Source organism: Tahibacter amnicola, from assembly GCF_025398735.1.
In the GTDB taxonomy this organism is placed as follows: Bacteria; Pseudomonadota; Gammaproteobacteria; order Xanthomonadales; family Rhodanobacteraceae; genus Tahibacter; species Tahibacter amnicola.
Genome location: NZ_CP104694.1, coordinates 1,993,723 through 2,015,073 on the forward strand (window position 1 = coordinate 1,993,723; position 21,351 = coordinate 2,015,073).

The window sequence follows — 21,351 nt, forward strand, 5'->3', positions numbered from 1 at the left end:
CCCCATGACGGATTCGACCGTTCCCTCCCTGGCCTTCGTGTTCCCGGGCCAGGGCTCCCAGGCCGTGGGCATGTTGTCTGACCTGGCCGCCTCCGAACCCCTGGTCCGCCATACCTTCGAAGAAGCGTCCGCGGGCGTGGGCAAGGATCTCTGGGCGATTTCCCAGCAGGGTCCCGAGGGGGTGCTCAACAGCACCGAAACAACCCAGCCGGCGCTCCTGGCGGCTTCGGTCGCGGTCTGGCGCGTCTGGCGCGCCCGCGGCGGTGCGATGCCGGCGGCGATGGCGGGGCACAGCCTGGGCGAATACTCCGCCCTGGTGTGCGCCGGCGCCGTGGGGCTTGCGGAGGCGGCCGCCCTGGTCGCCGAGCGTGGGCGCCTCATGCAGCAGGCCGTTCCGCCGGGTGTCGGTGCCATGGCAGCGGTGATCGGCGGCGAAGATGCGCAGATCGCGCAGGCCTGCGCCGAGGTGGCGGAAGGCCAGGTTGTCTCGCCGGCCAATTTCAACTCGCCGGGCCAGCTGGTCATCGCCGGTAATGCCGAGGCGGTGGACCGCGCGATTGCCCGCCTCGGCGAGCTGGGCATCAAAAAGGTGGTCAAGCTGGCTGTCAGCGTGCCGTCCCATTGCGCATTGATGCGCGGGGCAGCCGACGCATTGGCCGAACGCATGGCCGCCCTCGCCTGGTCGCTGCCGTCGGTGCCGGTGATACAGAACGCCGATGCCAAGGCCTCTGAAACGCTCGATGACATCCGCGGGGCCCTACATCGCCAGCTGTTCCTGCCGGTGCGCTGGACGGAATGCGTCCAGGCGCTGGCGGCGCGCGGCGTCACGCGGGCCGTCGAGTGTGGTCCCGGCAAGGTGCTGACGGGGCTGATCAAGCGCATCGACAAATCCATCGAAGGCCGCGCCGTTGGCCAGCCGGCTGATCTGGAACAGGCCCTGGCCGACTGGCGCTGAAGCGCTGGCGGTTGTCACGAGGGCAGGGTAGGGAGCGACGCCCGTCGCTGTGCAATTCCACAACAGGAAGAATGCTATGAGTGGAGATCTTCAAGGCGAAATCGCGCTGGTGACCGGCGCCAGCCGCGGCATCGGCGCGGCCATTGCCCGGCGCCTGGCCGAACGCGGCGCCACCGTCATCGGTACGGCGACGAGCGAATCGGGCGCGGCGGCCATCGGCGAAGCACTGGCGCCGCTCGGTGGCGTCGGGCGCGTAGTGAATGTGACGGACGGCGCGGCGGTCGATGCGCTCATCGAGGGCGCCAGCAAGGAGTTCGGCCCGATCAGCATCCTGGTCAACAATGCCGGCATCACGCGCGACCAGCTCCTGATGCGCATGAAAGATGACGACTGGCAGGCCGTCCTCGATACCAACCTCAGCTCGGTGTACCGCACGTCCAAGGCCGTGATGCGCGGCATGATGAAGGCGCGCAAGGGCCGCATCATCAGCATCGCCTCGGTGATCGGCGTGACCGGCAATCCGGGCCAGGCCAACTACGCCGCAGCCAAGGCCGGCATCATTGCTTTCTCGAAGTCGCTGGCGCGCGAAATCGGCTCCCGCGGCATCACGGTCAACGTGGTTGCGCCCGGTTTCATCGACACCGACATGACCAAGTCGCTGCCGGAAGAGCAAAAAACCGCCATGCTCGGCCAGATCGCCCTGGGCCGCCTCGGCCAGCCGGACGATATCGCCCAGGCCGTGGCCTTCCTGGCGTCCCCGGCGGCCGCCTGGATCACCGGCGAGACGCTGCACGTGAACGGCGGCATGTACATGCCTTGAAAAACCGGCCCTGGAACCCAGGGGCCCGGAAAAACAAGGCGTTGACGATACGCGCCAGTCAAACGGGCGTATCTAGTTGCCTCGGTGCGATTCCTCTACAATCTCCCAGCTTTCGTGATGCCAAGGAAGCGTGCGGGCGACTCTCGCGAGAGTCCCCCACGGCCGATGTGCAACATCGGAGCGGCAATCCTGGACTCACACCAGACCAGGATCGGATGGGCAGGAAGCCACCTTTATTTCATTGAACAAATCCCGTTGGGAGGAAGTCGCACACATGAGCAGCATCGAAGAACGCGTCAAGAAGATCGTCGTCGAACAACTCGGCGTCAAGGAAGAAGACGTTACCCAGAACGCCTCGTTCGTCGACGATCTCGGCGCCGACTCGCTCGACACCGTAGAGCTGGTGATGGCTCTGGAAGAAGAGTTCGAGTGCGAGATCCCGGACGAGGAAGCCGAGAAGATCACGACGGTTCAGCAGGCTGTCGACTACATCAAGGCGCACGTCAAGGCCTGAGCCTGGCGTCAATCCTTCAGACGAGCTGCGCCGCATGGCGCAGCTTGCGTTTTGGAATTCCGCATTGCGCTGCCCGCAGGACCCGGCGCGTGGTGCGCGAACACAGGTACACCGGAACCGCGCCTCGTCTCCTGCCGCTCCGTCGCGTCGCCCAATACCGGCGAGTCGCGACGCGCTGCGGCCGTGAACGTGCCCAGGAGGGCAGGTGTCGGCTCTGCGCATTGGAACTCACAACCGTATGAGCAAGCGTCGCGTCGTCATTACCGGTCTTGGCATTCTCAGTCCCGTCGGCAACGACGTGGCCACGGCGTGGAACAACATCGTCGCCGGTGTCAGCGGTATCGGGCCCATCACGCATTTTGATGCCAGTGCCTATTCCACCCGCATCGCCGGTGAAGTCCGTGGCTTCGATCCCGCCAACTGGATCGCCGCAAAGGACGTCAAGAAAATGGATCCGTTCATCCACTACGGCGTCGCCGCCTCGCTGGATGCGCTGAAGGATTCGGGTCTGGAGATCACCGACGCCAATGCCGACCGGATCGGCGTGAGTGTCGGCGCCGGTATCGGCGGAATCACCACGATCGAAAAAACCAGCCAGACGCTGGCTCAGAGCGGCCCGCGCAAGATTTCGCCGTTCTTCGTGCCCTCGACGATCATCAACATGATTTCGGGCAACCTCTCCATCATCACCGGCGTGAAGGGACCCAATCTCGCCACGGTGACGGCCTGCACCACGGCCACGCACAACATCGGACTGGCCGCGCGCCTGATCGCCTACGGCGACGCCGACGTCATGGTCGCCGGCGGCGCGGAATATTCCACCACGGGCACGGCGATCGGCGGTTTCTGTTCGGCGCGTGCGCTGTCCCAGCGCAACGATGAACCCACCAAGGCCAGCCGCCCCTGGGACAAGGACCGCGACGGCTTTGTCCTCTCCGACGGCGCCGGCGTGCTGGTGCTGGAAGAATACGAACACGCCAGGGCCCGCGGCGCGCGCATCTACGCCGAACTCGCCGGCTTCGGCATGAGCGGCGACGCCTACCACATGACCTCGCCCAGCGAGAACGGCGAAGGTGCCGCGCGCTGCATGGTCAACGCCCTGCGCGATGCCGGTATCAACCCGGCCGATGTGGCCTACGTGAACGCCCATGGCACCTCCACCCAGGCCGGTGACCTCGCCGAGACGCAGGCGCTCAAGAGCTGCTTTGGCGACCACGCCTACAAGATGATGGTGTCGTCGACCAAGTCGATGACCGGTCATCTGCTGGGCGCCGCAGGCGGTGTCGAGGCGATCTTCTCGATCCTGGCGATCTATCACGGCATCATTCCGCCGACGATCAACCTCGATGAACCCGGGGAAGGTTGCGACCTCGACTTCGTGCCTGGTGCGGCCCGTAATGTGAAGGTCGATACCGTGCTGTCGAACTCCTTCGGTTTCGGCGGCACCAACGGAACACTGGCGTTCCGGCGCATCTGACAACAACCCGACAGCCCCCGGCGGAGATGCCGGGGGCCGGGCGGAAACACCGCATGGTCGAGACCGCCGCGCAACCAGTCACCGCTTCTTCGCGGATTCACGCCATGGCAATGGATACCGGGCTGACCGCCAATCCTGTCGTGCGGGTGCTTGACGGCACCCGCGATCTGCTCTCCCTCGCCGGATCTGACCAGGCCCGTTATCCCTGCCTGTTTGAAAGTGTGGCGTACGGTACGCACCAGTCGCGCTGGGACATCCTGCTGGCTTTTCCGCAGGACGCATTGAGCCAGCCGTTCGGCGGCCGCGTGACGGACGCCGAAGGCAACGATCACGGTACGGACTTCCTCGCGGCGCTCGATCGCCTGTGGCAATCGTTGCGCACATCGCCGGTGTCGGCCGAATTGCCGTTCCGCGGTGGCTGGGGCGTGTACCTGGCGTATGAGATGGCACAGCAGGTCGAGCCGGTGCTCCAGCTCCCGCCGGCACCGGAAGCTGTCATGCCGGTCGCCTGCGCAGTGCGCTGTCCGGCGGCAGTGCTGGTCGACCACCACGAGCGGCGTACCTACCTGGTGGCCGAGCCGGCATTTGCGGCCCTGCTCGATGCGCTGGAGCGAGACGTGGAGTGCGCCCTCCCGGTGGCGCAGGCGCCGGTGCACGCGCAGTCGATCGAGGAAGACGCGCCGCAGCGCTACACCGACGGCGTCGCGCGCGTGATTGACTATCTCATCGCCGGTGATGTGTTCCAGGTCAATCTGTCGCGCGAATGGCGCGCCTGGATTGATCCGACGGCGTCGACCGCCGGACTGTATGCGCAGCTGCGCCGCACGAATCCATCGCCCTTTGCGGGCCTGTTCCAGCAACCGGAGTGGGCCGTGCTGTCGTCATCGCCGGAGCGCCTGGTCGAGACGCGCGGTGATCGCGTGCAGACCCGCCCGATCGCCGGCACCCGGCCGCGTTTTCCCGGTGACGACGATGCAGCCCGCATCCGCGAACTGATCGGCCACCCGAAGGAGCGCGCCGAGCACATCATGCTGATCGACCTGGAGCGCAACGATCTGGGTCGCATCGCCCGCGCCGGCACGGTCGAAGTCAATGAGCTGATGACCGTGGAGACCTATTCCCACGTGCACCACATCGTGTCGAATGTGCGCGCGCGACTGGTCGATGGAACCACGCCAGGCGCGGTGATCCGCGCGGTGTTTCCGGGCGGCACGATCACCGGGTGCCCCAAGGTGCGCTGCATGCAGATCATCGCCGAGCTCGAGCAGCAGGGGCGCGGCGCCTACACCGGTTCGATGGGCTACCTCAATCGCGACGGCGACATGGACCTCAACATCCTGATCCGCACCATGACGCGTGTGGGCTCGACGGTGCGTTTCCGCGCCGGTGCCGGCATCGTGGTGGATTCAATTGCGGACAAGGAACTCGATGAGTCGCGCGCCAAGGCACGTGGCATGCTGCGCGCGCTGGGAGCGGATTCGTGACACTTCACGTCCGTGTCGACGGGGCTTCCGGCGAGCGGATCCATCCCATGGATCGCGGGCTGTTGTACGGCGACGGTCTGTTTGAAACCGTGCTCTTCCGGGATGGAACGGCGCCGCTGTGGCAACGCCATATGGCTCGGCTCGCATCCGGCTGCGTGCGACTGGGTCTGCCACTTCCGGATGCGCAGGCGCTGCGGTCGCGCTGCGAAGAGGCGGCCGGCACCTGGCCCTGCGCCGCGCTGAGAATCACCTGGACGCGGGGTCCCGGTGAGCGGGGCTATGCGGCGCCCGCATCACCGCAGCCCACCTGCGTCATTGCCGCCGGCGCGGCGCCGGTCGTTGCGTCCGCTGCGGTCGAGTGCGGTGTGAAAGTGCATCTGTGCCAGACGCGCCTCGCGCGACAGCCGTTGCTGGCTGGCATGAAGCATCTCAACCGTCTGGAGCAGGTGCTCGCCCGCGCGGAGTGGCAAGCCGCGGATATCGCCGAAGGCCTCGTCTGCGATGTCGACGGAAACCTGATTTCGGCGACAGCGGCAAATATTTTCGTCGCACTCGGTGGCACCCTTGTCACCCCGGCCGTCGATCACTGCGGCGTGGCGGGTGTCGTCCGGGAAGAACTGCTGTCGGCCCTGCCGGTGACAGTGCGGCCCCTCACTCTGGAAGACCTGATGCACGCCGAGGAATTGTTCCTGACCTCCAGTATTCGCGGGGCCCTGCCTGTCGCCGAGTGCGATGGTCGCCGCCATGTGCCTGGCACCTTCGTGCGGCGTGCACAGGCGCATCTGCAGCGTATCGGCGTGATGGTTGCCGTATGAGCCGTCGCCGCCGCCGTCGCCCGCTGGGCCTGCTGTTCCTGATCCTTCTGGTGGCCTCTGCCGTCGTCGGTGGACTGGCGTATCGCGACTGGGTGCAATTCTCGGACGCGCCGCTGACCCAGACGGATGCGCGTGTGCTGGATGTTCCCAATGGATCATCGTTTCTGGGCATCGTCCGTCTCGTCCGCCAGCAGGGACTGAGCGCCGCACCGGAACTCTACTGGCGCGCCCTGGCCCTGCAGATGCAGGTGACCAGCCAGCTGCACGCGGGTGAATACGCCGTGCCCGTCGGCACGACTCCGCGGACTTTGCTGGCCCGGATGGCCAAGGGTGACGTGATCCAGCATCATTTTACGATTGTGGAAGGGTGGACATTCCGTCATTTGCGCGAACAGCTCGCGGCACACCCGGATCTGGCGAAAACAGTGACGACGCTGTCCGATGCCGAACTGATGGCGAAGCTCGACATGGGCGGCGCCGCGGCAGAAGGCTGGTTCCTGCCGGAAACCTACACCTGGACACGCGGGGATTCCGACCTGGATATCCTCCGGCGCGCGAACACGGCGATGAAACGCACCCTCGAGGCCACCTGGGCGCAACGGGTGCCGGACCTCCCCTATGCCACGCCCTATGAGGCCCTGGTGATGGCGTCGATCGTCGAGCGCGAAACCGGACGCGCCGACGAGCGGCCCGCAATCGCCGGCGTGTTTGTGCGCCGCCTGAAACTGGGCATGAAGCTGCAGACCGATCCGACGGTGATCTACGGACTGGGCGCGAGCTTCGACGGCAACCTGCGCCGGCGTGACCTGGAAACCGACACGCCCTACAACACCTACACCCGCACGGGGCTGCCGCCGACACCGATTGCCCTGCCGGGGCTTGCCGCCCTGCGCGCGGCCGTCCAGCCCGCGCCGGGCGATGCGCTGTATTTCGTGGCGCGCGGCGATGGCTCTCACGAATTCTCGGCCAACCTCGAAGCGCATAATCGCGCGGTCGCCCGCTACCAATTGAAGCGTTCCCTATGAACGGCCGGCTGATCACCCTGGAAGGCGGCGAAGGCGCGGGAAAGAGCACGGTGCTGGCTGCCGTTCGCGCGCAACTGGAAGCGGCCGGGCGTCGTGTGGTGGTGACCCGCGAACCCGGTGGCACGACGGCAGGTGAAGCCATCCGCCACATCCTGCTCGATCCGGCCTACCAGGGGTTGTTTCCCGAAACCGAACTGCTGCTCATGTTCGCCGCGCGCGCGCAGCTGGTGCGGGAATGCATCCGCCCGGCGCTGGACCGCGGCGACTGGGTGCTCAGCGATCGCTTCGTCGATGCCAGTTTCGCCTACCAGGGCGGCGGGCGCGGCCAGCCGGCCTCGCGCATCGCCGACCTGGAACGCTGGGTGCTGGACGGCCTCAGGCCCGATCTCACCCTCCTGCTGGACCTGCCGGTCGAACAGGGCATGGCGCGGGCGGCCGCCCGCCAGGGCAGCGCCGACCGGATCGAGCAGGAGAGCCTGGGTTTCTTCGACCGCGTGCGCCTGGCCTATCGAGAACGTGCAGCGGCTGATCCGGGCCGGTTCCGCGTGATCGATGCCAGCCGTGATCTCGACACCGTCCTGGACCAGGTACGTGCCGCGGTGGATTCCTTCCTGGCTGCGGAGACGGTGTCATGAGCGCTGCGAACTGGAATGCTCCGCTTTGGAACAATGTGCTCGACCGGCTGCGGCGCGGAGCCATGCCGCACGCATTGCTGCTCAGCGGCGCGGCGGGGCTGGGCAAGCGCGCCTTTGCCGATCGCCTCGCCAATCTCCTGCTGTGCGAGAACCGCGCCGACGAACCGTGCGGCCGCTGCCGCGGCTGCCTGCTGTACACGGCGGGCAGTCATCCCGACCGGATGCAGGTGACCCTGGAGCTGCGCGACGACGGCAAGCTGCGCACCGAGATCGTTGTCGAGCAGATCCGGGTGCTTTCCGAGCGCCTGGCCCTGACGCCGCAGTTCGGCGGCCACCAGGTGGCGCTGATCGATCCGGCGGATCTCATGAACACCGCGGCAGCCAACGCGCTGCTCAAGACCCTCGAGGAACCCAGCACCGGCACGGTGATGGTGCTGGTCAGCGACCAGTCCTCGCGGCTTCCCGCCACGATCCGTTCGCGCTGCCAGCGGCTGGACTTTCTGCTTCCCTCGCCATCGGAGGCGATTGCCTGGCTCAATGCACAAGGCATCAGCGGTGCGGCCCAGGCTCTGGAGGCTGCCGCCGGCAACCCGGGCGTGGCCGCCGAACTGGCCCGGGGCGGCGGACTGATGCTGCGCACCGAAGTGGCGACGGACCTGGGGCAGCTGTGGCACGGAAAGGCCTCGGCGGCCGAGATTGCCAACCGGTGGGCCAAGACCGAGGGCGAGCGCCGCCTGTGGTTTGCGGCACAATTGGCAGAGGCCGAAGCGAGCGCGGTCGCGCGGTCGCAATCCGGTCCGCTCGCCTTGACCGCACCGGTCGATTTCAACAAGCTAGCCACATGGTTCCGCGAAGCTGGCCGGGTGCGCGAGCTCCTGCGCACGCCGGTGCGGAGCGAACTGCTGTTACTGGAACTGCTGATCGCGTGGCGCGAACTCGCGCCCGCGGCGAGGAGAGCGTGAGATGGCAACCCCGGCAATGGGTGGGGGAATGCCCCGGCAGGGCATCCTGTCGCTGGCGATCAAGGACCGCGGTGCGCTCTACAACGCCTACATGCCCTTCGTGAAAGGCGGCGGGTTATTCGTGCCGACCACGAAACGCTACAACCTGGGCGACGAGGTCTTCATCCTGCTGACGCTGATGGACGAGAAGGACCGTCTTCCTGTCGCCGGCAAGGTCGTGTGGATCACCCCCGCGGGTGCGCAGGGCAACCGCACGGCGGGCATCGGCGTGCAGTTCAACGAATCGGCCGACGGCGAGACAGCGCGCACCAAGATCGAATCCATCCTCGCGGGCATTCTCGGATCCGATCGTCCGACCCATACGATGTGATGCGTATCCTCGTTCTCGGCGCCGGTGGCACGGGTGCCTATTTTGGTGCCCGCCTGATCCAGGCGGGACATTCGGTCAGTTTCCTGGTGCGACCGGCGCGCGCCGCCTTGCTGCGGCGGGATGGTCTTCGCGTCAACAGCGCCAAGGGCCCGTTTGCGGCGCCCGTCGACATCGTGACCGATGTGCCGCCAGGTGGTGTGTTTGACCTGGTCATCCTGTCCTGCAAGGCGTATGACCTGGATGCCGCCATTGCGGCCGTGGCGCCCGCGATCGGCCCGGCCACGCGCATCCTTCCGCTGCTCAATGGTCTGCGCCATCTGGACGTACTGGACCTGGCCTTCGGCCGCGAGCGCGTGTGGGGCGGAGTCTGCCATATCTCGGTGGCCCTGCAGGACGATGGCAGCGTCACCCACCTGGGCCAGCTCGAGCGCCTGACCTTTGGCAGCCGCCAGCCGGACGCCCGTATCGATGCGCTGGCGCCGGCGTTGCTCCCCGTGCCGGCGGATGTGCGGCACAGTGGAAACATCCTGGATGTGATGTGGGAGAAATTCGTCTTTCTCGCCACGCTCGCTGGGATGACCTGCCTGATGCGTGCCAGCGTGGGTCAGATCGTTGCCACGCCGGACGGTGAAGCGCTGATGCGACGCTGTTATCGCGAATGCCGCGAAGTGGCCGCCCGCCTCGGTCATCCGGTGGCGGAAGCCGCCGTGGCCGAAGGCGAGGCCATTCTGACCACCGCGGGCTCGCCGCTGAAGGCGTCGATGCTGCGCGACCTCGACCGTGGCGGACGCACCGAGTGCGAGCACATCCTCGGGGATCTCCTTGCCCGAGCGCATCGGGTTGGCCTGGAGTTGCCGCTGCTGGCGGCGGCGTGCACCCGGCTACGCATCGGCGAAGCCGGCAGCCTGGCAGCTGCCGCGGCCTGAGGACAAGCGGCCCGGCGATCCGTCAGGACCACCGGGCGCAGGTACTTATTGCGCGGCCAGGGCCGGGTTGTCCCAGCCGGGCTTGGGCGTGAAACGCTTGCCGTATTTGCCGGCCAGGCTTTCGAGCCTGGCCCGGACCGCGTCCGCGCCTTCGCTACGGACGTGCTGGATCGGGCCGCCGCGGAACGGCGCGAAACCGGTACCGAAGATCACGCCGGCGTCCAGCAGCTCTGCATTGGCGACGACGCCCTCGTGCAGGCAGGCCACGGACTCGTTGAGCATGGGCAGGATCATCCGGTCGGTGATATCGGCCGGCGCCTGGTAGTTCGGATCCACTTCCGGCTTGACCGGCTTTCCGTCCTGCCAGATGTAGAAGCCCTGGCCGTCCTTCTTGCCGCGCTTGCCCGATTCGAGCAGCGCGTTCATGCCGGTCGGAAGGTCCAGTCCCAGGAACGGCGCGAGGATCTTGCCGACCGAGGCGCAGACGTCCAGGCCGACCGTATCGGCCAGCTCGATCGGCCCCATCGGCATGCCGAACTTCTTGGCGGCCTTGTCGAGCACGGGGCCCGGTACACCTTCGCTGTAAAGCGTGATGGCCTCGAGCAGGTAGGGCATGAGGATGCGGTTGACCAGGAAGCCTGGCGAGCTCTTCACCGGCACAGGCAGTTTGTCGATGGCCTTGCAGAACGCCAGCGCCCGCTGCGTGGCCTCGGCGGACAGGCCGTCATGGGTCACCACCTCCACCAGCGGCATCAATGCGACCGGGTTGAAGAAGTGCAGCCCCAGGAACAGCTCCTGCCGGGCAACGGCCGTGCGCAGCTCATCCAGAGGAATGCTGGAGGTGTTCGTCGCCAGCAGCTCGCCCTCGTGGAACTGGGCCTCGACCTTGCGGTAGAGCTCCTGCTTGGCTTCGGGGTTTTCGTAGATCGCCTCGATCACGAGGTCCGCCTTGGCGACACCGGCGCCTTCCACGTCGGCGCGCAGGCGGTCCAGGGCGGGTGTGACGCGCTCCGGCGTCTTCAGGCGCTTGGTGAACAGGTCGCGGGCGCGGTCCAGGGCGGGCTGGACGTACTTCATCTCACGGTCCTGCAGGGTCACCTGGAAACCGCGGAAGGCACACCAGGCGGCGATGTCGCCCCCCATCACGCCGGCGCCCACCACGTGGACGTGGTCAACGCCGTGTTCCACCCCGCTTCCCAGCCCCTTGAGCTGTTCCTGGAGGAAGAACACGCGCACCAGGTTGCGGCAGGTCGGTGTCTGCGCCAGCTTTGCGACCGCGCGGGCCTCGTTGCGCAGGCGCCGGCTGATGTCGCCGCCGCGGCGCCAGGTATCGATCAGGGCGAACGGGGCCGGGTAGTGCGACGGGCTGGCCTTGGCGGCTGTCTGCTTGCGCACGACCGAGGCGAGCACCTGCCGCACCGGCCACAGGTTGGTCGCCCAGGCCGTCAGGCGCTGGATCAGCGGACGTGCCGTGGGGTGCAGGATGAGTTCGCGCGCCTTCTCGACCAGCAGCTCCGGCGAGCTGAGCGCGTCCACCAGGCCCATGGCGCGGGCGTTCTCGGCCGAGGCGTTGCGGCCGGTCAGCATCAGCTCCAGCGCCTTCGGCGCACCGACCAGGTACGGCAGGCGGGCGCTGCCGCCCCAGCCCGGGAAGATGCCGAGCTTGACCTCGGGCAGGGCGATCTTGGTGGACGGATCCCGGCTGGCGACGCGGTAGCGGCAGGCCAGGGCGAGCTCGGTGCCGCCCCCCATGCAATGGCCATGGATGGCAGCCACGGTGCGGCAGGGCAGGCGGGCGAGGCGCTCGAAGACGCGCTGCCCGTTCTCGATGGATTCGAGCACGGCGCCGGTCTTCTCGTATTGCTCGAACTCCTTGATGTCGGCCCCGGCGATGAAGCCGGCCGGCTTGGCGGAACGGATGATCACGCCCTTGGGCGGCTCGATGGTCAGGCGTTCGATGATCTCGGCCAGCTCATCGAGCACGGCGCGCGAGAACGTATTGACGGTCGCGTTGGCGCGGTCGAAGCTCAGGACAACAATGCCATCGTTGCCGCGTTCGGTCTTCCAATGGGAAAAGCGTAGTCCTTCAAACATGGCGCGGGGCGTGCTGGCTAAGTGGGCGGGCTATAATCCGTGCACGCCGCGCCTCTGGTCAATCCGGTGGCGCAGGGATTATGGTCAGGGTAAACAGCCGGGGACTGGTTTCAGCTCGTGAGCGTGGAAAGTAGCGACCTTACATTGAGCTTCCGTCTGTTCGACCGCGTCCTGGCGTCGAAGCAGAACCTTGTCGTCCTTGAAACCAAGGACGTGGCCGAGGTGGTTGCCCAGTTCCGCCAGTTTGCGCTGCGCAGCGGACAGTCGATCTATCAATGGCTCGATGACATGGGCATCAGCTCGTTGCGCGAAAGCGAGGTGCGGGTGCCCGGATCGAAGCGGATGTCCGATGCGCTCCGGTACATTCTGCAAAGCATGCATTTTGGCATTTATCTGTTCCCCGATGCGCACAGTCACCTGCGGCCGCCCAATACCGGGCTGCTGCGGCAGATCGGGCGGGCCAAGGGGGGCAATGCCCGCAAGGTGGTCTTCATCGGTGCGCCGATGGTGATGCCGGACAGTCTCGAAGAGGTGACCGAGCACATCACGCACGAGAACGTGACACCCAAGCGGCCGCGGCTGCGTGACGGACGCTGGGTGATCTGATGGCGCGCGAAGAAAAGGGACAGGGATCGGTTCTCATCGTCGCGACCAATCGTGATGATCGCCGGGTACTGTTCGACACCCTGGACGGCCAGAATTTCGACGCGATCTACACGGCCAAGGACCACCAGCAGGCCCTGGCTTTCCTCAATCAGGACCCGGACATTGATATCGTCCTGATTGAATTCGTCGGCCCGGCGCGCGAAGCCGTCGCTTTCTGCACCCAGATGAAGGGCGATCCGCGCCTGGCGCGCGTGCCGGTGATCGGCCTGATGGCCGCTGAAACCGAACAGCGCCAGTGGGACTGGGCGCGTATGCCGCCCGGCGTCGTCGATTGGCTGCGCTCTCCCGTCGACGGCGGCGAGGCGCTGGCCCGGATCCGCCAGGTACTGTCCGGTGGCCGCGGTGCCAACGGCAACGGCAATGGCGACGCTCCCGCACGCGGCAACGGAGCAGACCGCTATCACTTCGTGTTCGAGGGCAGTCTCGACGAACTGGTGATTTCCGACCCGAAATCCGGTCGCATCATCGAAGTGAATCCGACTTTCGAGCAACGTTCCGGTTTCCAGGCGGCGCAGGTCGTGGGCCAGCCGCTCGACACCATCAGCAGGAGCCACACGCGGGAGCAGCGCGCGGAACTGGCGACGCGGCTGATGCGCGAAGGTGGCGTGCGGTACCGGTGCCAGAAACCGCGTGCGGATGGCGGCAGCTATCCCGTGGAAGTCGTCTCGCGACTGGCTGTGCGTTCCGGGAAATTGGTGCATTTTACCATTGTGCGCGACCTGGGTGAGCTCGGGCGGCTGCAGCAGTCGCTGGGGCTGCTGGCGGAGGCCATCGAAGTCGGCGCCGGTGACGAGGGCGTCAAGCAGATCGTGCGCCTGCTGGTCGACTGGCTCGAGCTGGACTACGTCACCCTGATTTCCGCCCGGCCGGACCACCCCACGGACATCCAGCCGATCACCCTGTACCAGCGCGTGAGCATGCCCGGCGATGCGCCGGATCCGCTCAAGCAACCGACGTTGCGCCACGTGCTGGACGGCACGCGCGTCATCCACCTCAACGAGGCGTGGAAGCGCGTCGAACAGGATTCCTTCCTCGGCTATACGCGGTTCGAGGCCTTCGTCGGACTGCCGCTGCGCGATGAGCGCCGCACGGTCCTCGGTGCGCTGCTGCTTGGCCGGCGCGCCGCGTTGCCCGAGTCTTCCACCATCGTCGACACGCTGCGGATTGCGGCCGGGCGGCTTGCGCTGGAACTGGAGCTGCGCCGTTCGCGTGACCAGGGCAAGGCGAAGGCGCTGCAGGACGCGCTGACCGGCCTGCCCAACCGTCTGCTGTTCAACGATCGCCTGGAAACCACGATCAACGAGGCGCATCGCACCGGCGAAATGTTCGCCGTGCTGTTTGTCGATCTCGACCGGTTCAAGAACATCAACGATTCGCTGGGTCACGGCGTCGGTGACCAGGTGCTCGATGCCGTGTCGCGGCGCCTGCGCGCCAGTGTGCGTGCGTCCGACACGGTCGCGCGCTACGCCGGCGACGAGTTCACCCTGATCCTTCGCCACATTGTCCAGCGCGAGGATGTCCTTCGCATCGCCGAGAAAATCGTGCGCGTGATGGAAGTGCCGCTGACGCTCGAAGATGGTTCCGAGCTGCATATCACGGCCTCCCTGGGCATCAGCTTCTACCCGGACGATGCCACCACTGCGGAACGGCTGCTCAAGCACGCGGACGTGGCCATGTACAGCGCCAAGGGCATGGGGCGCAATAACTACCAGACCTATGTCGCCGTGCCGGAGGAATCGCACCAGCAGCGCATCGCACTGGAGACGAAGCTGCGCGTGGCCGAGCGCAACAACGAGCTGCGCGTGTACTACCAGCCGCAGGTGGACTCGCGCACCGAAGACATCGTCGGCATGGAGGCGCTGATCCGCTGGGAGCATCCGGAACTGGGCATGATCAGTCCCGGCTTCTTTATCCCGCTGGCGGAAGAGACGGGTCTGATCGTCTCGATCGGCGAATGGGTGCTGCGGACGGCCTGCGTCGACACGAAGCGCTGGCAGACACGCTTCGGTCTTCCGCTGCGCGTCAGCGTGAACCTTTCGGCGCTGCAGCTGCGCCAGCCGAACCTGGCAGACATCGTGCGCAGCGCGGTCGACGACAGCGGTATCGATCCGACCCTGCTCGACCTGGAAGTCACCGAAAGCATCAGCGTCAAATCGATCCCCAACCTGCTCGAAACGCTGCAGTCGCTGCGTGACCTGGGGTGCCGCATTTCGATTGACGACTTCGGCACCGGACAATCGTCGCTGGACTACATCCGCCGTTTTCCGGCCGACAAGATCAAGATCGACCAGGTTTTCGTGCGCAATATCGGCGTGGATCCCGATGACGAGGCGATTGTCCAGGCAACGATCAGCATGGCGCACAGTCTGAAACTGGGCGTGGTCGCCGAAGGCGTGGAGATCGAGGAGCACTACACCTTCCTGCGTGATCACGGCTGCGAGGAACTGCAGGGGTACCTGTTCTGCCGGCCGCTGGCACCGGTGAGCTTTGAGAACATGCTGGCCGAACGCGAGCGCCTGTTCGGCGGAGCCGGGGCGGAGTTTTCGATGCCTTGAAGGCGCCCGCCGGTCGGGCGGGAACTTCGGCGCGGGATGCCGGTCCCTAGACGGGCCTGGCACAAGGTCGGGAGCGACAGACGCGCAGCGGGGTCAGCATCGTGGAAGGGATCATTTCAATAGGGGGCGGCCTGATGAACTGGGGGAACCGTCGCACCGCCGAACGGCGGCGCACCGACGTCCCGGCGACGGGTCCGGCCGCACAACCGGCGCCCGTGTCGTCGGCAGGGAGAGAAGCCCGGATGGGCGAGGAAATTTCGGACAACGTACTGGTCGAACGCGTGCAGAAGGGCGACAAGCGCGCCTTTGACCTGCTCGTGCGCCGGTACCAGCACAAGGTCGTGAGCGTCATCTCCCGATACATCAACGACTGGGCCGAATGCCAGGATGTCGCGCAGGAGGCTTTCATCCGTGCCTATCGCGCGATCGGCGCCTTCCGCGGCGACAGCGCGTTCTACACCTGGGTCTACCGGATCGCGATCAATACGGCCAAGAACCACCTGGTATCGCAGGGGCGCCGACCGCCCACGGATGACGTCGCCGTGGATGACGCCGTCCAGCTGGATGCCGGGATCCGCCTGAAGGACAGTGCCACGCCCGAACGCGAGCTGCTGCGCCAGGAAATTGAACGAACCGTTTTCGCGACGGTCGAACAGTTGCCGGAAGAGTTGAAGACAGCCATCACGCTTCGCGAAGTCGATGGGCTGTCATACGAAGAGATTGCCGAGCAGATGCAATGTCCGATCGGCACGGTTCGCTCACGGATCTTCCGTGCCCGCGAAGCGATTGATACCCAGTTGCGTCCGCTGCTTGCGGACAGCGAGGTCTGATTGTCATGAGCGCCGATATCAAACAGGAACTTTCCGCACTGATGGATGGGGAAGCCGATCGCGACTCGGCTCGCTTCGTCTTGCGCTCCGTCGACCGCGACCAGGCGCTTGCCGCTGCCTGGACGCGTTACCACGTGGCGCGCGATTGCCTGCGCCAGCAGCCCATAGTGTCCGCAAGGGCCGGTTTTGCCGATAGCGTGATGGCACGGCTGGAGGCCGAGTCGGCGGCGCCGGCCACTGACAACGGCCGTCATTGGCTGCGTTACGCCGGGGGTGGTGCGATTGCCGCGGCGGTTGCGGCGATTGCAGTGATCGCCTCGAATCCGGCGCAGCCGCCTCCGGTTCCGTCTGCGCCGGGAATGGTGGCAGCCACGACGGCGCCCCCGGTTGCGGCCCCGATCCAGCCCGCCGTGCCCTACAACGAAAGTGCGTTGCTGCCTGCCGTGTCGCCCGCGTTGTCCCAGCCGGTCTCGGCCACGATTTCCGGGCGCACCTACTTCGCACCCGGTTATCTCGCTGCGCCGGCCAGCAAGAGCCTGCGCGCCGCCGAACCGGCCATTTTCACCACGACAAACGCCAATGGTGTCCAGTACGTGCTGATGATCGTCCCGGGCCGGGAGGCGCGTCCGGTGGACGTTGATGCCAGCCGCATGCCCCCTCAGCAGTAGCACCTCCGACGCGGTAGCGCCTGCCTGACTGCACCCCGGCCTAGCGCCGGGGTGTTGCTTTGTATTGCATCGAAACAGCTGAGCCCTTATCTCATCGCTGAACAGTTCTCCGTGGGCGTCAGGCGCACGGAACTTTCGCGAAACGCTTGCTTCAAATCGGGCAATCAGACGGACATCCTTTCAGGGTGCCGTCCTCGAAGCCCCCTTCTCAACAAAGGCTAAAAGGTATGCAAGGCATGCTCAAATCCATCGCCCTGTCGGTCGCCATGCTGGCCCTTGTCGCAGGTCCGTCCAGCCAGGCTGTCGAACTTCCCGATTTCACGCCGCTGGTCGACCGCAATGGTCCCGCGGTGGTCAACATCCAGGCCCGCCAGGGCAATGACGATGACCCGGACCCGTCCGACGCGGACGGTGGCCCTGGTGAAGAAGAGGTGCCTGAAATCTTCCGCCGCTTCTTCGGTCCGGGTGGTCCGGGCGGCGCGCCGGGCGTGCCGCGGGGGCCGCAGCGTGGGCGCGTCTCGTTTGGTTCCGGCTTCCTCATTTCGAACGATGGTTACATTCTGACCAACAATCACGTGGTGGATGGGGCCGATTCGGTGACAGTGCGCCTCTCCGACCGTCGCGAACTCGACGCGACCATCGTGGGCTCCGACGCGCAGTACGACATCGCTCTGCTCAAGGTCACGGCGGCAGATCTTCCTGCCGTCACCATCGGCGATTCCAAGAAACTCAAGCCCGGCCAGTGGGTGGTGGCGATCGGTTCCCCCTTCGGGTTTGATCACTCGGTGACCGCCGGTATCGTCAGTGCCGTCAGTCGCAGTTTTGGTGGCCGCGACCAGCAATATGTTCCCTTTATCCAGACCGACGTCGCCATCAACCGCGGTAACTCGGGTGGCCCGCTGTTCAATCTCGACGGCCAGGTCGTCGGCATCAATTCCCAGATTTTCTCCAACACCGGCGGTTTCATGGGCGTGTCGTTCGCGATTCCCATTGATACTGCGATGAGTGCCGTCAAGCAGATCAAGGAAAAGGGCTTCGTGTCCCGCGGCATGATCGGCGTGCAGATCCAGGACGTGAACCGCGAGCTGGCGCAGTCCCTGGGCCTGCCGCGGACCGGTGGTGCGCTGGTCAATTCCGTCAACGCCGGCAGTGCGTCGGACAAGGCCGGCATCAAGGTCGGCGATGTCATTCTGAGTTTTGGTGGCGTCGATGTGGTGCGTTCGTCGGACCTGCCGCCCATGGTCGGCGCGACCATTCCGGGCACCAAGGTGGACGTCGGCGTGTTCCGTGACGGAAAGACGGTCACGATCCCCGTGACCGTGGCCGAGCTGCCGCGGGATGCCAGCAGCCGCAGTGCGGCCGCCGCGGCGGATGGCGCCGCCACCAATCCGCTGGGAATGGTGGTCGAGGATCTCACCGCCGAGCAGCGCCAGCAGCTGGGCCTGAAGGACGAGGGCGTCGTGGTGACCCGCATCACCGGCGTGGCGGCGCGTCGCGCTCAGCTCCAGCCGGGCGACATCATCCTGATGGTGGGCAAGGTCAAGGTGAAATCCAGTGCGGAGTTCAGCGCTGCCGTGAAGTCGGTCCAGCCCGGCGACAGCGTCATGCTCCTGGTACGTCGCGAAGACGCCAGCCAGTTCATTGCCGTAACGGTTCCGAAGAAGACCAGCTGACGTCCGCCGGTCAGGCTCCCGGCGGCGCGCAGTGCGCCGCCGGGGGCAAATCAACTTATTGAATTGACGTGATTTAAGTGGGACGGGTCGATCTTCCGGCGGCGCGGGGTGCCGAAGATTGACCGGTTATCGGAGCGGGAATCCGATTCCAGCGGAAGCAGCTGCCTTCGTGCGATAATCGCCGCTTTGCCGATTCGTACCCCCGGTGCGACCGGCCCAGGCTTTTGGCTGCGCGATGGACCATATCCGAAACTTCTCGATCATTGCCCACGTCGATCATGGCAAGTCCACTCTTGCCGATCGCATCATTCAGCTTTGCGGCGGTCTGGAAGCCCGCGAAATGGAAGCCCAGGTGCTCGATTCCAACCCCATCGAGCGCGAGCGGGGCATCACCATCAAGGCGCAGAGCGTGTCGCTGCCGTACCGCGCGAAGGACGGCACGGTCTACCAGCTCAACTTCATCGACACGCCCGGCCACGTTGACTTCAGCTACGAGGTCAGCCGCTCGCTGGCGGCCTGCGAAGGCGCGCTGCTGGTCGTGGACGCTGCCCAGGGTGTGGAGGCGCAGTCCGTCGCCAATTGCTACACCGCGGTGGAGCAAGGGCTGGAGGTAGTGCCCATCCTGAACAAGATCGACCTTCCCACGGCGGATATCGATCGTGCCAAAGAGGAAATCGAGGCGGTCATCGGCATTGATGCGACCGACGCGATTCCGATCAGCGCCAAGACCGGGCAGAACATCGAGGCCGTGCTCGAAGCCATCGTGGCGCGGATTCCGCCGCCGCGGCCGCGCGACACGGACAAGCTCCAGGCCCTGATCATCGATTCCTGGTTCGACAACTACCTCGGCGTCGTGTCGCTGGTGCGCGTGATGCAGGGCGAAATCAAGCCGCGCGACAAGATCCTGGTCATGTCCACGGGCCGCTGGCACGAAGTCGACCAGGTCGGCGTGTTCACGCCCAAGCGCAAGGTCAAGGATCGCCTGGGTGCCGGTGAAGTGGGCTGGGTGACGGCCTCCATCAAGGATGTCCACGGCGCACCGGTCGGCGATACCCTGACGCTCAATTCCGATCCGGCGCCGCATCCGCTGCCTGGTTTCCAGAAGATGCAGTCGCGCGTGTTTGCCGGCCTGTTCCCGGTGGTCGCGGACGATTATCCGGCCCTGCGCGAAGCCCTGGACAAGCTCAAGCTCAACGACGCCGCGCTCAATTTCGAGCCGGAAAGCTCCGAAGCCATGGGCTTCGGCTTCCGCTGCGGCTTCCTCGGGCTGCTGCACATGGACATCATCCAGGAACGGCTCGAGCGCGAGTACGACCTGGATCTCATCACCACTGCCCCGACCGTGGTCTACGAGGTGCTGCAGACCGACGGCACCATCCTGGCGCTGGATAACCCGGCCAAGCTGCCCCCGGTGCAGTACGTCGAGGAGATCCGCGAGCCGATCATCGTGGCGGACATCCTCACGCCGCCGGACTACGTCGGTAACGTCATCAGCCTGTGCGAAGAAAAGCGCGGTGTGCAACGTGCGATCCATTACGTAGCAACGCAGGTCAAGATCAGCTATGAACTGCCCTTGGCCGAGGTGGTGCTGGACTTCTTCGACAAGCTCAAGTCGGTGTCGCGTGGCTACGCGTCGATGGACTACCACTTCCTGGAATTCCGCACGGGTCCCTTCGCGCGGCTGGATGTGCTGATCAACGGCGACCGTGTCGACGCCTTGAGCCTGATCGTCCATCGCTCCCTGGCCGATCGCCGCGGCCGCGATCTGGTGGAGAAGATGAAAGACCTGATCCCCCGCCAGCAGTTCGACGTGGCGATCCAGGCGGCCATCGGTTCGCAGATCATCGCCAGATCCACCGTCAAGGCGCTTCGCAAGAACGTCCTGGCCAAGTGTTATGGCGGCGACGTCTCGCGCAAACGTAAACTTCTTGAGAAACAGAAGGAAGGCAAGAAGCGCATGAAGCAGGTGGGCCGCGTGGATATCCCGCAGGAAGCCTTCCTGGCTGTCCTGCAGGTCGACAGCAAGTAGTGCCCACGCGTGTCGCGCGCAACACCACCTATTACTGAGGAGCCGGGATGCATTTCGATTTCGCCTTGATACTGGTCGTGCTGACATCGGTGACTGGTGTCGTATGGGGCATCGACAGCCTGTTTTTCGCCAAGGGACGCTCGAAATTCCAGAGCCCCGACCAGCCGCCACGCGAGCCGGTCCTGGTGGAATACTCGCGCTCGTTCTTTCCGGTTCTCCTGATCGTGCTGCTGTTTCGCTCGTTCCTGGCCGAGCCTTTCCGGATCCCGTCCGGGTCGATGATGCCGACCCTGCTGGTGGGCGATTTCATCCTGGTCAACAAGTTTGCCTACGGCATCCGCCTGCCGGTAGTGGACAAGAAAATCATCGAAATCGGCGAGCCCAGCCGTGGTGACGTGGTGGTGTTCCGCTACCCGGAGGACCCGCGCCAGGATTACATCAAGCGGGTGATCGGCCTGCCGGGGGATGAGATTTCCTACCATGACCGCACGCTGTACGTGAACGGCAAGGAGGTCGTGCAGGACCGCGTCGGCCTTTACGACGGCAATGACAGCGAAGCCCGTGGCCTGATCCATGACGGTGCAGAATCGCTGGTCGAGCACCTGGACGGCGTCGATCACGCCATCATCGAGATTCCGACCCGTCCCCGTATCCGCGAGGGCACGTGGAATGTGCCAGCTGGTCATTATTTCGTGATGGGTGATAATCGCGATAATAGCCAGGACAGCCGGTTCTGGGGCTTCGTGCCCGAGCAGAACCTCGTCGGCAAGGCGTTCGTCATCTGGATGAGCTGGCGCGGCCTGGACAACGGCTGGGTCGAGTTCGGACGGCTCGGAAAATTGATCAAGTAGGG

General features: G+C 65.6%; 19 protein-coding genes. 18 read left to right on the forward strand and 1 reads right to left on the reverse strand.

Features of this window, described 5'->3' with window-relative positions; all coding sequences use genetic code 11:
* The first annotated feature begins 4 nt into the window (after window positions 1-4).
* The 11 genes from fabD to N4264_RS08485 all read left to right on the forward strand — a co-directional run bounded on the left by fabD (window position 5) and on the right by N4264_RS08485 (window position 9,983).
* Window positions 5-955, forward strand: a complete 951-nt coding sequence (gene fabD, locus N4264_RS08435; RefSeq protein WP_261696599.1) for an ACP S-malonyltransferase — start codon at window positions 5-7, stop codon at window positions 953-955.
* A gap of 76 nt (window positions 956-1,031) precedes the next feature.
* Window positions 1,032-1,775 (forward strand): 3-oxoacyl-ACP reductase FabG, encoded by a 744-nt coding sequence (gene fabG, locus N4264_RS08440; protein ID WP_261696600.1) that lies wholly within the window; start codon window positions 1,032-1,034, stop codon window positions 1,773-1,775.
* A 274-nt stretch (window positions 1,776-2,049) separates the two neighbouring features.
* Complete coding sequence (acpP, locus tag N4264_RS08445) at window positions 2,050-2,289, forward strand: acyl carrier protein (RefSeq protein ID WP_261696601.1); 240 nt, start codon at window positions 2,050-2,052, stop codon at window positions 2,287-2,289.
* A gap of 238 nt (window positions 2,290-2,527) precedes the next feature.
* Window positions 2,528-3,766 carry a beta-ketoacyl-ACP synthase II gene (gene fabF / locus N4264_RS08450; protein WP_261696602.1) on the forward strand — a complete coding sequence of 413 codons (1,239 nt, stop codon included), beginning with the start codon at window positions 2,528-2,530 and terminating at the stop codon, window positions 3,764-3,766.
* Window positions 3,767-3,876: 110 nt separating this feature from the next.
* Window positions 3,877-5,250 (forward strand): aminodeoxychorismate synthase component I, encoded by a 1,374-nt coding sequence (locus N4264_RS08455; protein ID WP_261697598.1) that lies wholly within the window; start codon window positions 3,877-3,879, stop codon window positions 5,248-5,250.
* On the forward strand, window positions 5,247-6,065 hold the full coding sequence (pabC, locus tag N4264_RS08460; protein WP_261696603.1) for an aminodeoxychorismate lyase: 819 nt from the start codon (window positions 5,247-5,249) through the stop codon (window positions 6,063-6,065). Before N4264_RS08455 ends, pabC begins: the two co-directional genes overlap by 4 nt.
* The gene (mltG, locus tag N4264_RS08465; protein ID WP_261696604.1) at window positions 6,062-7,090 is read left to right on the forward strand and encodes an endolytic transglycosylase MltG; all 1,029 of its coding nucleotides are present in this window, start codon (window positions 6,062-6,064) and stop codon (window positions 7,088-7,090) included. Before pabC ends, mltG begins: the two co-directional genes overlap by 4 nt.
* Window positions 7,087-7,725, forward strand: coding sequence for a dTMP kinase (gene tmk, locus N4264_RS08470; RefSeq protein ID WP_261696605.1), 639 nt, complete (start codon window positions 7,087-7,089; stop codon window positions 7,723-7,725). Before mltG ends, tmk begins: the two co-directional genes overlap by 4 nt.
* Entirely contained in the window at window positions 7,722-8,687 is a 966-nt protein-coding gene (gene holB / locus N4264_RS08475; protein ID WP_261696606.1) for a DNA polymerase III subunit delta', read from the forward strand. The genes tmk and holB overlap by 4 nt, the downstream gene beginning before the upstream one ends.
* Before the next feature lie 16 nt (window positions 8,688-8,703).
* Entirely contained in the window at window positions 8,704-9,057 is a 354-nt protein-coding gene (locus N4264_RS08480; protein WP_261697599.1) for a PilZ domain-containing protein, read from the forward strand.
* Complete coding sequence (locus tag N4264_RS08485) at window positions 9,057-9,983, forward strand: ketopantoate reductase family protein (protein ID WP_261696607.1); 927 nt, start codon at window positions 9,057-9,059, stop codon at window positions 9,981-9,983. Before N4264_RS08480 ends, N4264_RS08485 begins: the two co-directional genes overlap by 1 nt.
* A gap of 45 nt (window positions 9,984-10,028) precedes the next feature.
* Here N4264_RS08485 and N4264_RS08490 read toward each other — a convergent pair whose 3' ends face one another.
* Window positions 10,029-12,077 (reverse strand): 3-hydroxyacyl-CoA dehydrogenase NAD-binding domain-containing protein, encoded by a 2,049-nt coding sequence (locus N4264_RS08490; protein WP_261696608.1) that lies wholly within the window; start codon window positions 12,075-12,077, stop codon window positions 10,029-10,031.
* A gap of 117 nt (window positions 12,078-12,194) precedes the next feature.
* Here N4264_RS08490 and N4264_RS08495 point away from each other — a divergent pair, with 117 nt between their 5' ends.
* From N4264_RS08495 to lepB, 7 genes are all read left to right on the forward strand, one after another.
* Window positions 12,195-12,683 (forward strand): Ycf46 family AAA ATPase, encoded by a 489-nt coding sequence (locus N4264_RS08495; RefSeq protein WP_261696609.1) that lies wholly within the window; start codon window positions 12,195-12,197, stop codon window positions 12,681-12,683.
* The gene (locus tag N4264_RS08500) at window positions 12,683-15,298 is read left to right on the forward strand and encodes a two-component system response regulator (protein WP_261696610.1); all 2,616 of its coding nucleotides are present in this window, start codon (window positions 12,683-12,685) and stop codon (window positions 15,296-15,298) included. The genes N4264_RS08495 and N4264_RS08500 overlap by 1 nt, the downstream gene beginning before the upstream one ends.
* A gap of 242 nt (window positions 15,299-15,540) precedes the next feature.
* Window positions 15,541-16,128: an RNA polymerase sigma factor RpoE gene (gene rpoE / locus N4264_RS08505; protein WP_261696611.1), complete on the forward strand. Its 588-nt coding sequence runs from the start codon at window positions 15,541-15,543 to the stop codon at window positions 16,126-16,128.
* Window positions 16,129-16,133: 5 nt separating this feature from the next.
* On the forward strand, window positions 16,134-16,796 hold the full coding sequence (locus N4264_RS08510) for a sigma-E factor negative regulatory protein (RefSeq protein ID WP_261696612.1): 663 nt from the start codon (window positions 16,134-16,136) through the stop codon (window positions 16,794-16,796).
* 236 nt (window positions 16,797-17,032) lie between these two features.
* Entirely contained in the window at window positions 17,033-18,469 is a 1,437-nt protein-coding gene (locus N4264_RS08515) for a Do family serine endopeptidase (RefSeq protein ID WP_282563034.1), read from the forward strand.
* Window positions 18,470-18,704: 235 nt separating this feature from the next.
* Window positions 18,705-20,498: a translation elongation factor 4 gene (gene lepA, locus N4264_RS08520; protein WP_261696614.1), complete on the forward strand. Its 1,794-nt coding sequence runs from the start codon at window positions 18,705-18,707 to the stop codon at window positions 20,496-20,498.
* A 47-nt stretch (window positions 20,499-20,545) separates the two neighbouring features.
* Window positions 20,546-21,349 (forward strand): signal peptidase I, encoded by an 804-nt coding sequence (lepB, locus tag N4264_RS08525; protein WP_261696615.1) that lies wholly within the window; start codon window positions 20,546-20,548, stop codon window positions 21,347-21,349.
* Window positions 21,350-21,351 lie beyond the last annotated feature (2 nt).

Excerpts from the sequence above, each read along its gene's own strand:
- fabD (WP_261696599.1), top strand. The coding sequence starts at position 5 with ATGACGGATTCGACCGTTCCCTCCCTGGCCTTCGTGTTCCCGGGCCAG.
- fabG (WP_261696600.1), top strand. The coding sequence starts at position 1,032 with ATGAGTGGAGATCTTCAAGGCGAAATCGCGCTGGTGACCGGCGCCAGC.
- N4264_RS08510 (WP_261696612.1), top strand. The coding sequence starts at position 16,134 with ATGAGCGCCGATATCAAACAGGAACTTTCCGCACTGATGGATGGGGAA.
- holB (WP_261696606.1), top strand. The coding sequence starts at position 7,722 with ATGAGCGCTGCGAACTGGAATGCTCCGCTTTGGAACAATGTGCTCGAC.
- mltG (WP_261696604.1), top strand. The coding sequence starts at position 6,062 with ATGAGCCGTCGCCGCCGCCGTCGCCCGCTGGGCCTGCTGTTCCTGATC.
- tmk (WP_261696605.1), top strand. The coding sequence starts at position 7,087 with ATGAACGGCCGGCTGATCACCCTGGAAGGCGGCGAAGGCGCGGGAAAG.
- lepB (WP_261696615.1), top strand. The coding sequence starts at position 20,546 with ATGCATTTCGATTTCGCCTTGATACTGGTCGTGCTGACATCGGTGACT.
- N4264_RS08515 (WP_282563034.1), top strand. The coding sequence starts at position 17,033 with ATGCTCAAATCCATCGCCCTGTCGGTCGCCATGCTGGCCCTTGTCGCA.
- N4264_RS08490 (WP_261696608.1), bottom strand. The coding sequence starts at position 12,077 with ATGTTTGAAGGACTACGCTTTTCCCATTGGAAGACCGAACGCGGCAAC.
- N4264_RS08480 (WP_261697599.1), top strand. The coding sequence starts at position 8,704 with ATGGGTGGGGGAATGCCCCGGCAGGGCATCCTGTCGCTGGCGATCAAG.
- lepA (WP_261696614.1), top strand. The coding sequence starts at position 18,705 with ATGGACCATATCCGAAACTTCTCGATCATTGCCCACGTCGATCATGGC.
- N4264_RS08500 (WP_261696610.1), top strand. The coding sequence starts at position 12,683 with ATGGCGCGCGAAGAAAAGGGACAGGGATCGGTTCTCATCGTCGCGACC.
- fabF (WP_261696602.1), top strand. The coding sequence starts at position 2,528 with ATGAGCAAGCGTCGCGTCGTCATTACCGGTCTTGGCATTCTCAGTCCC.
- acpP (WP_261696601.1), top strand. The coding sequence starts at position 2,050 with ATGAGCAGCATCGAAGAACGCGTCAAGAAGATCGTCGTCGAACAACTC.
- N4264_RS08455 (WP_261697598.1), top strand. The coding sequence starts at position 3,877 with ATGGATACCGGGCTGACCGCCAATCCTGTCGTGCGGGTGCTTGACGGC.
- rpoE (WP_261696611.1), top strand. The coding sequence starts at position 15,541 with ATGGGCGAGGAAATTTCGGACAACGTACTGGTCGAACGCGTGCAGAAG.
- N4264_RS08485 (WP_261696607.1), top strand. The coding sequence starts at position 9,057 with ATGCGTATCCTCGTTCTCGGCGCCGGTGGCACGGGTGCCTATTTTGGT.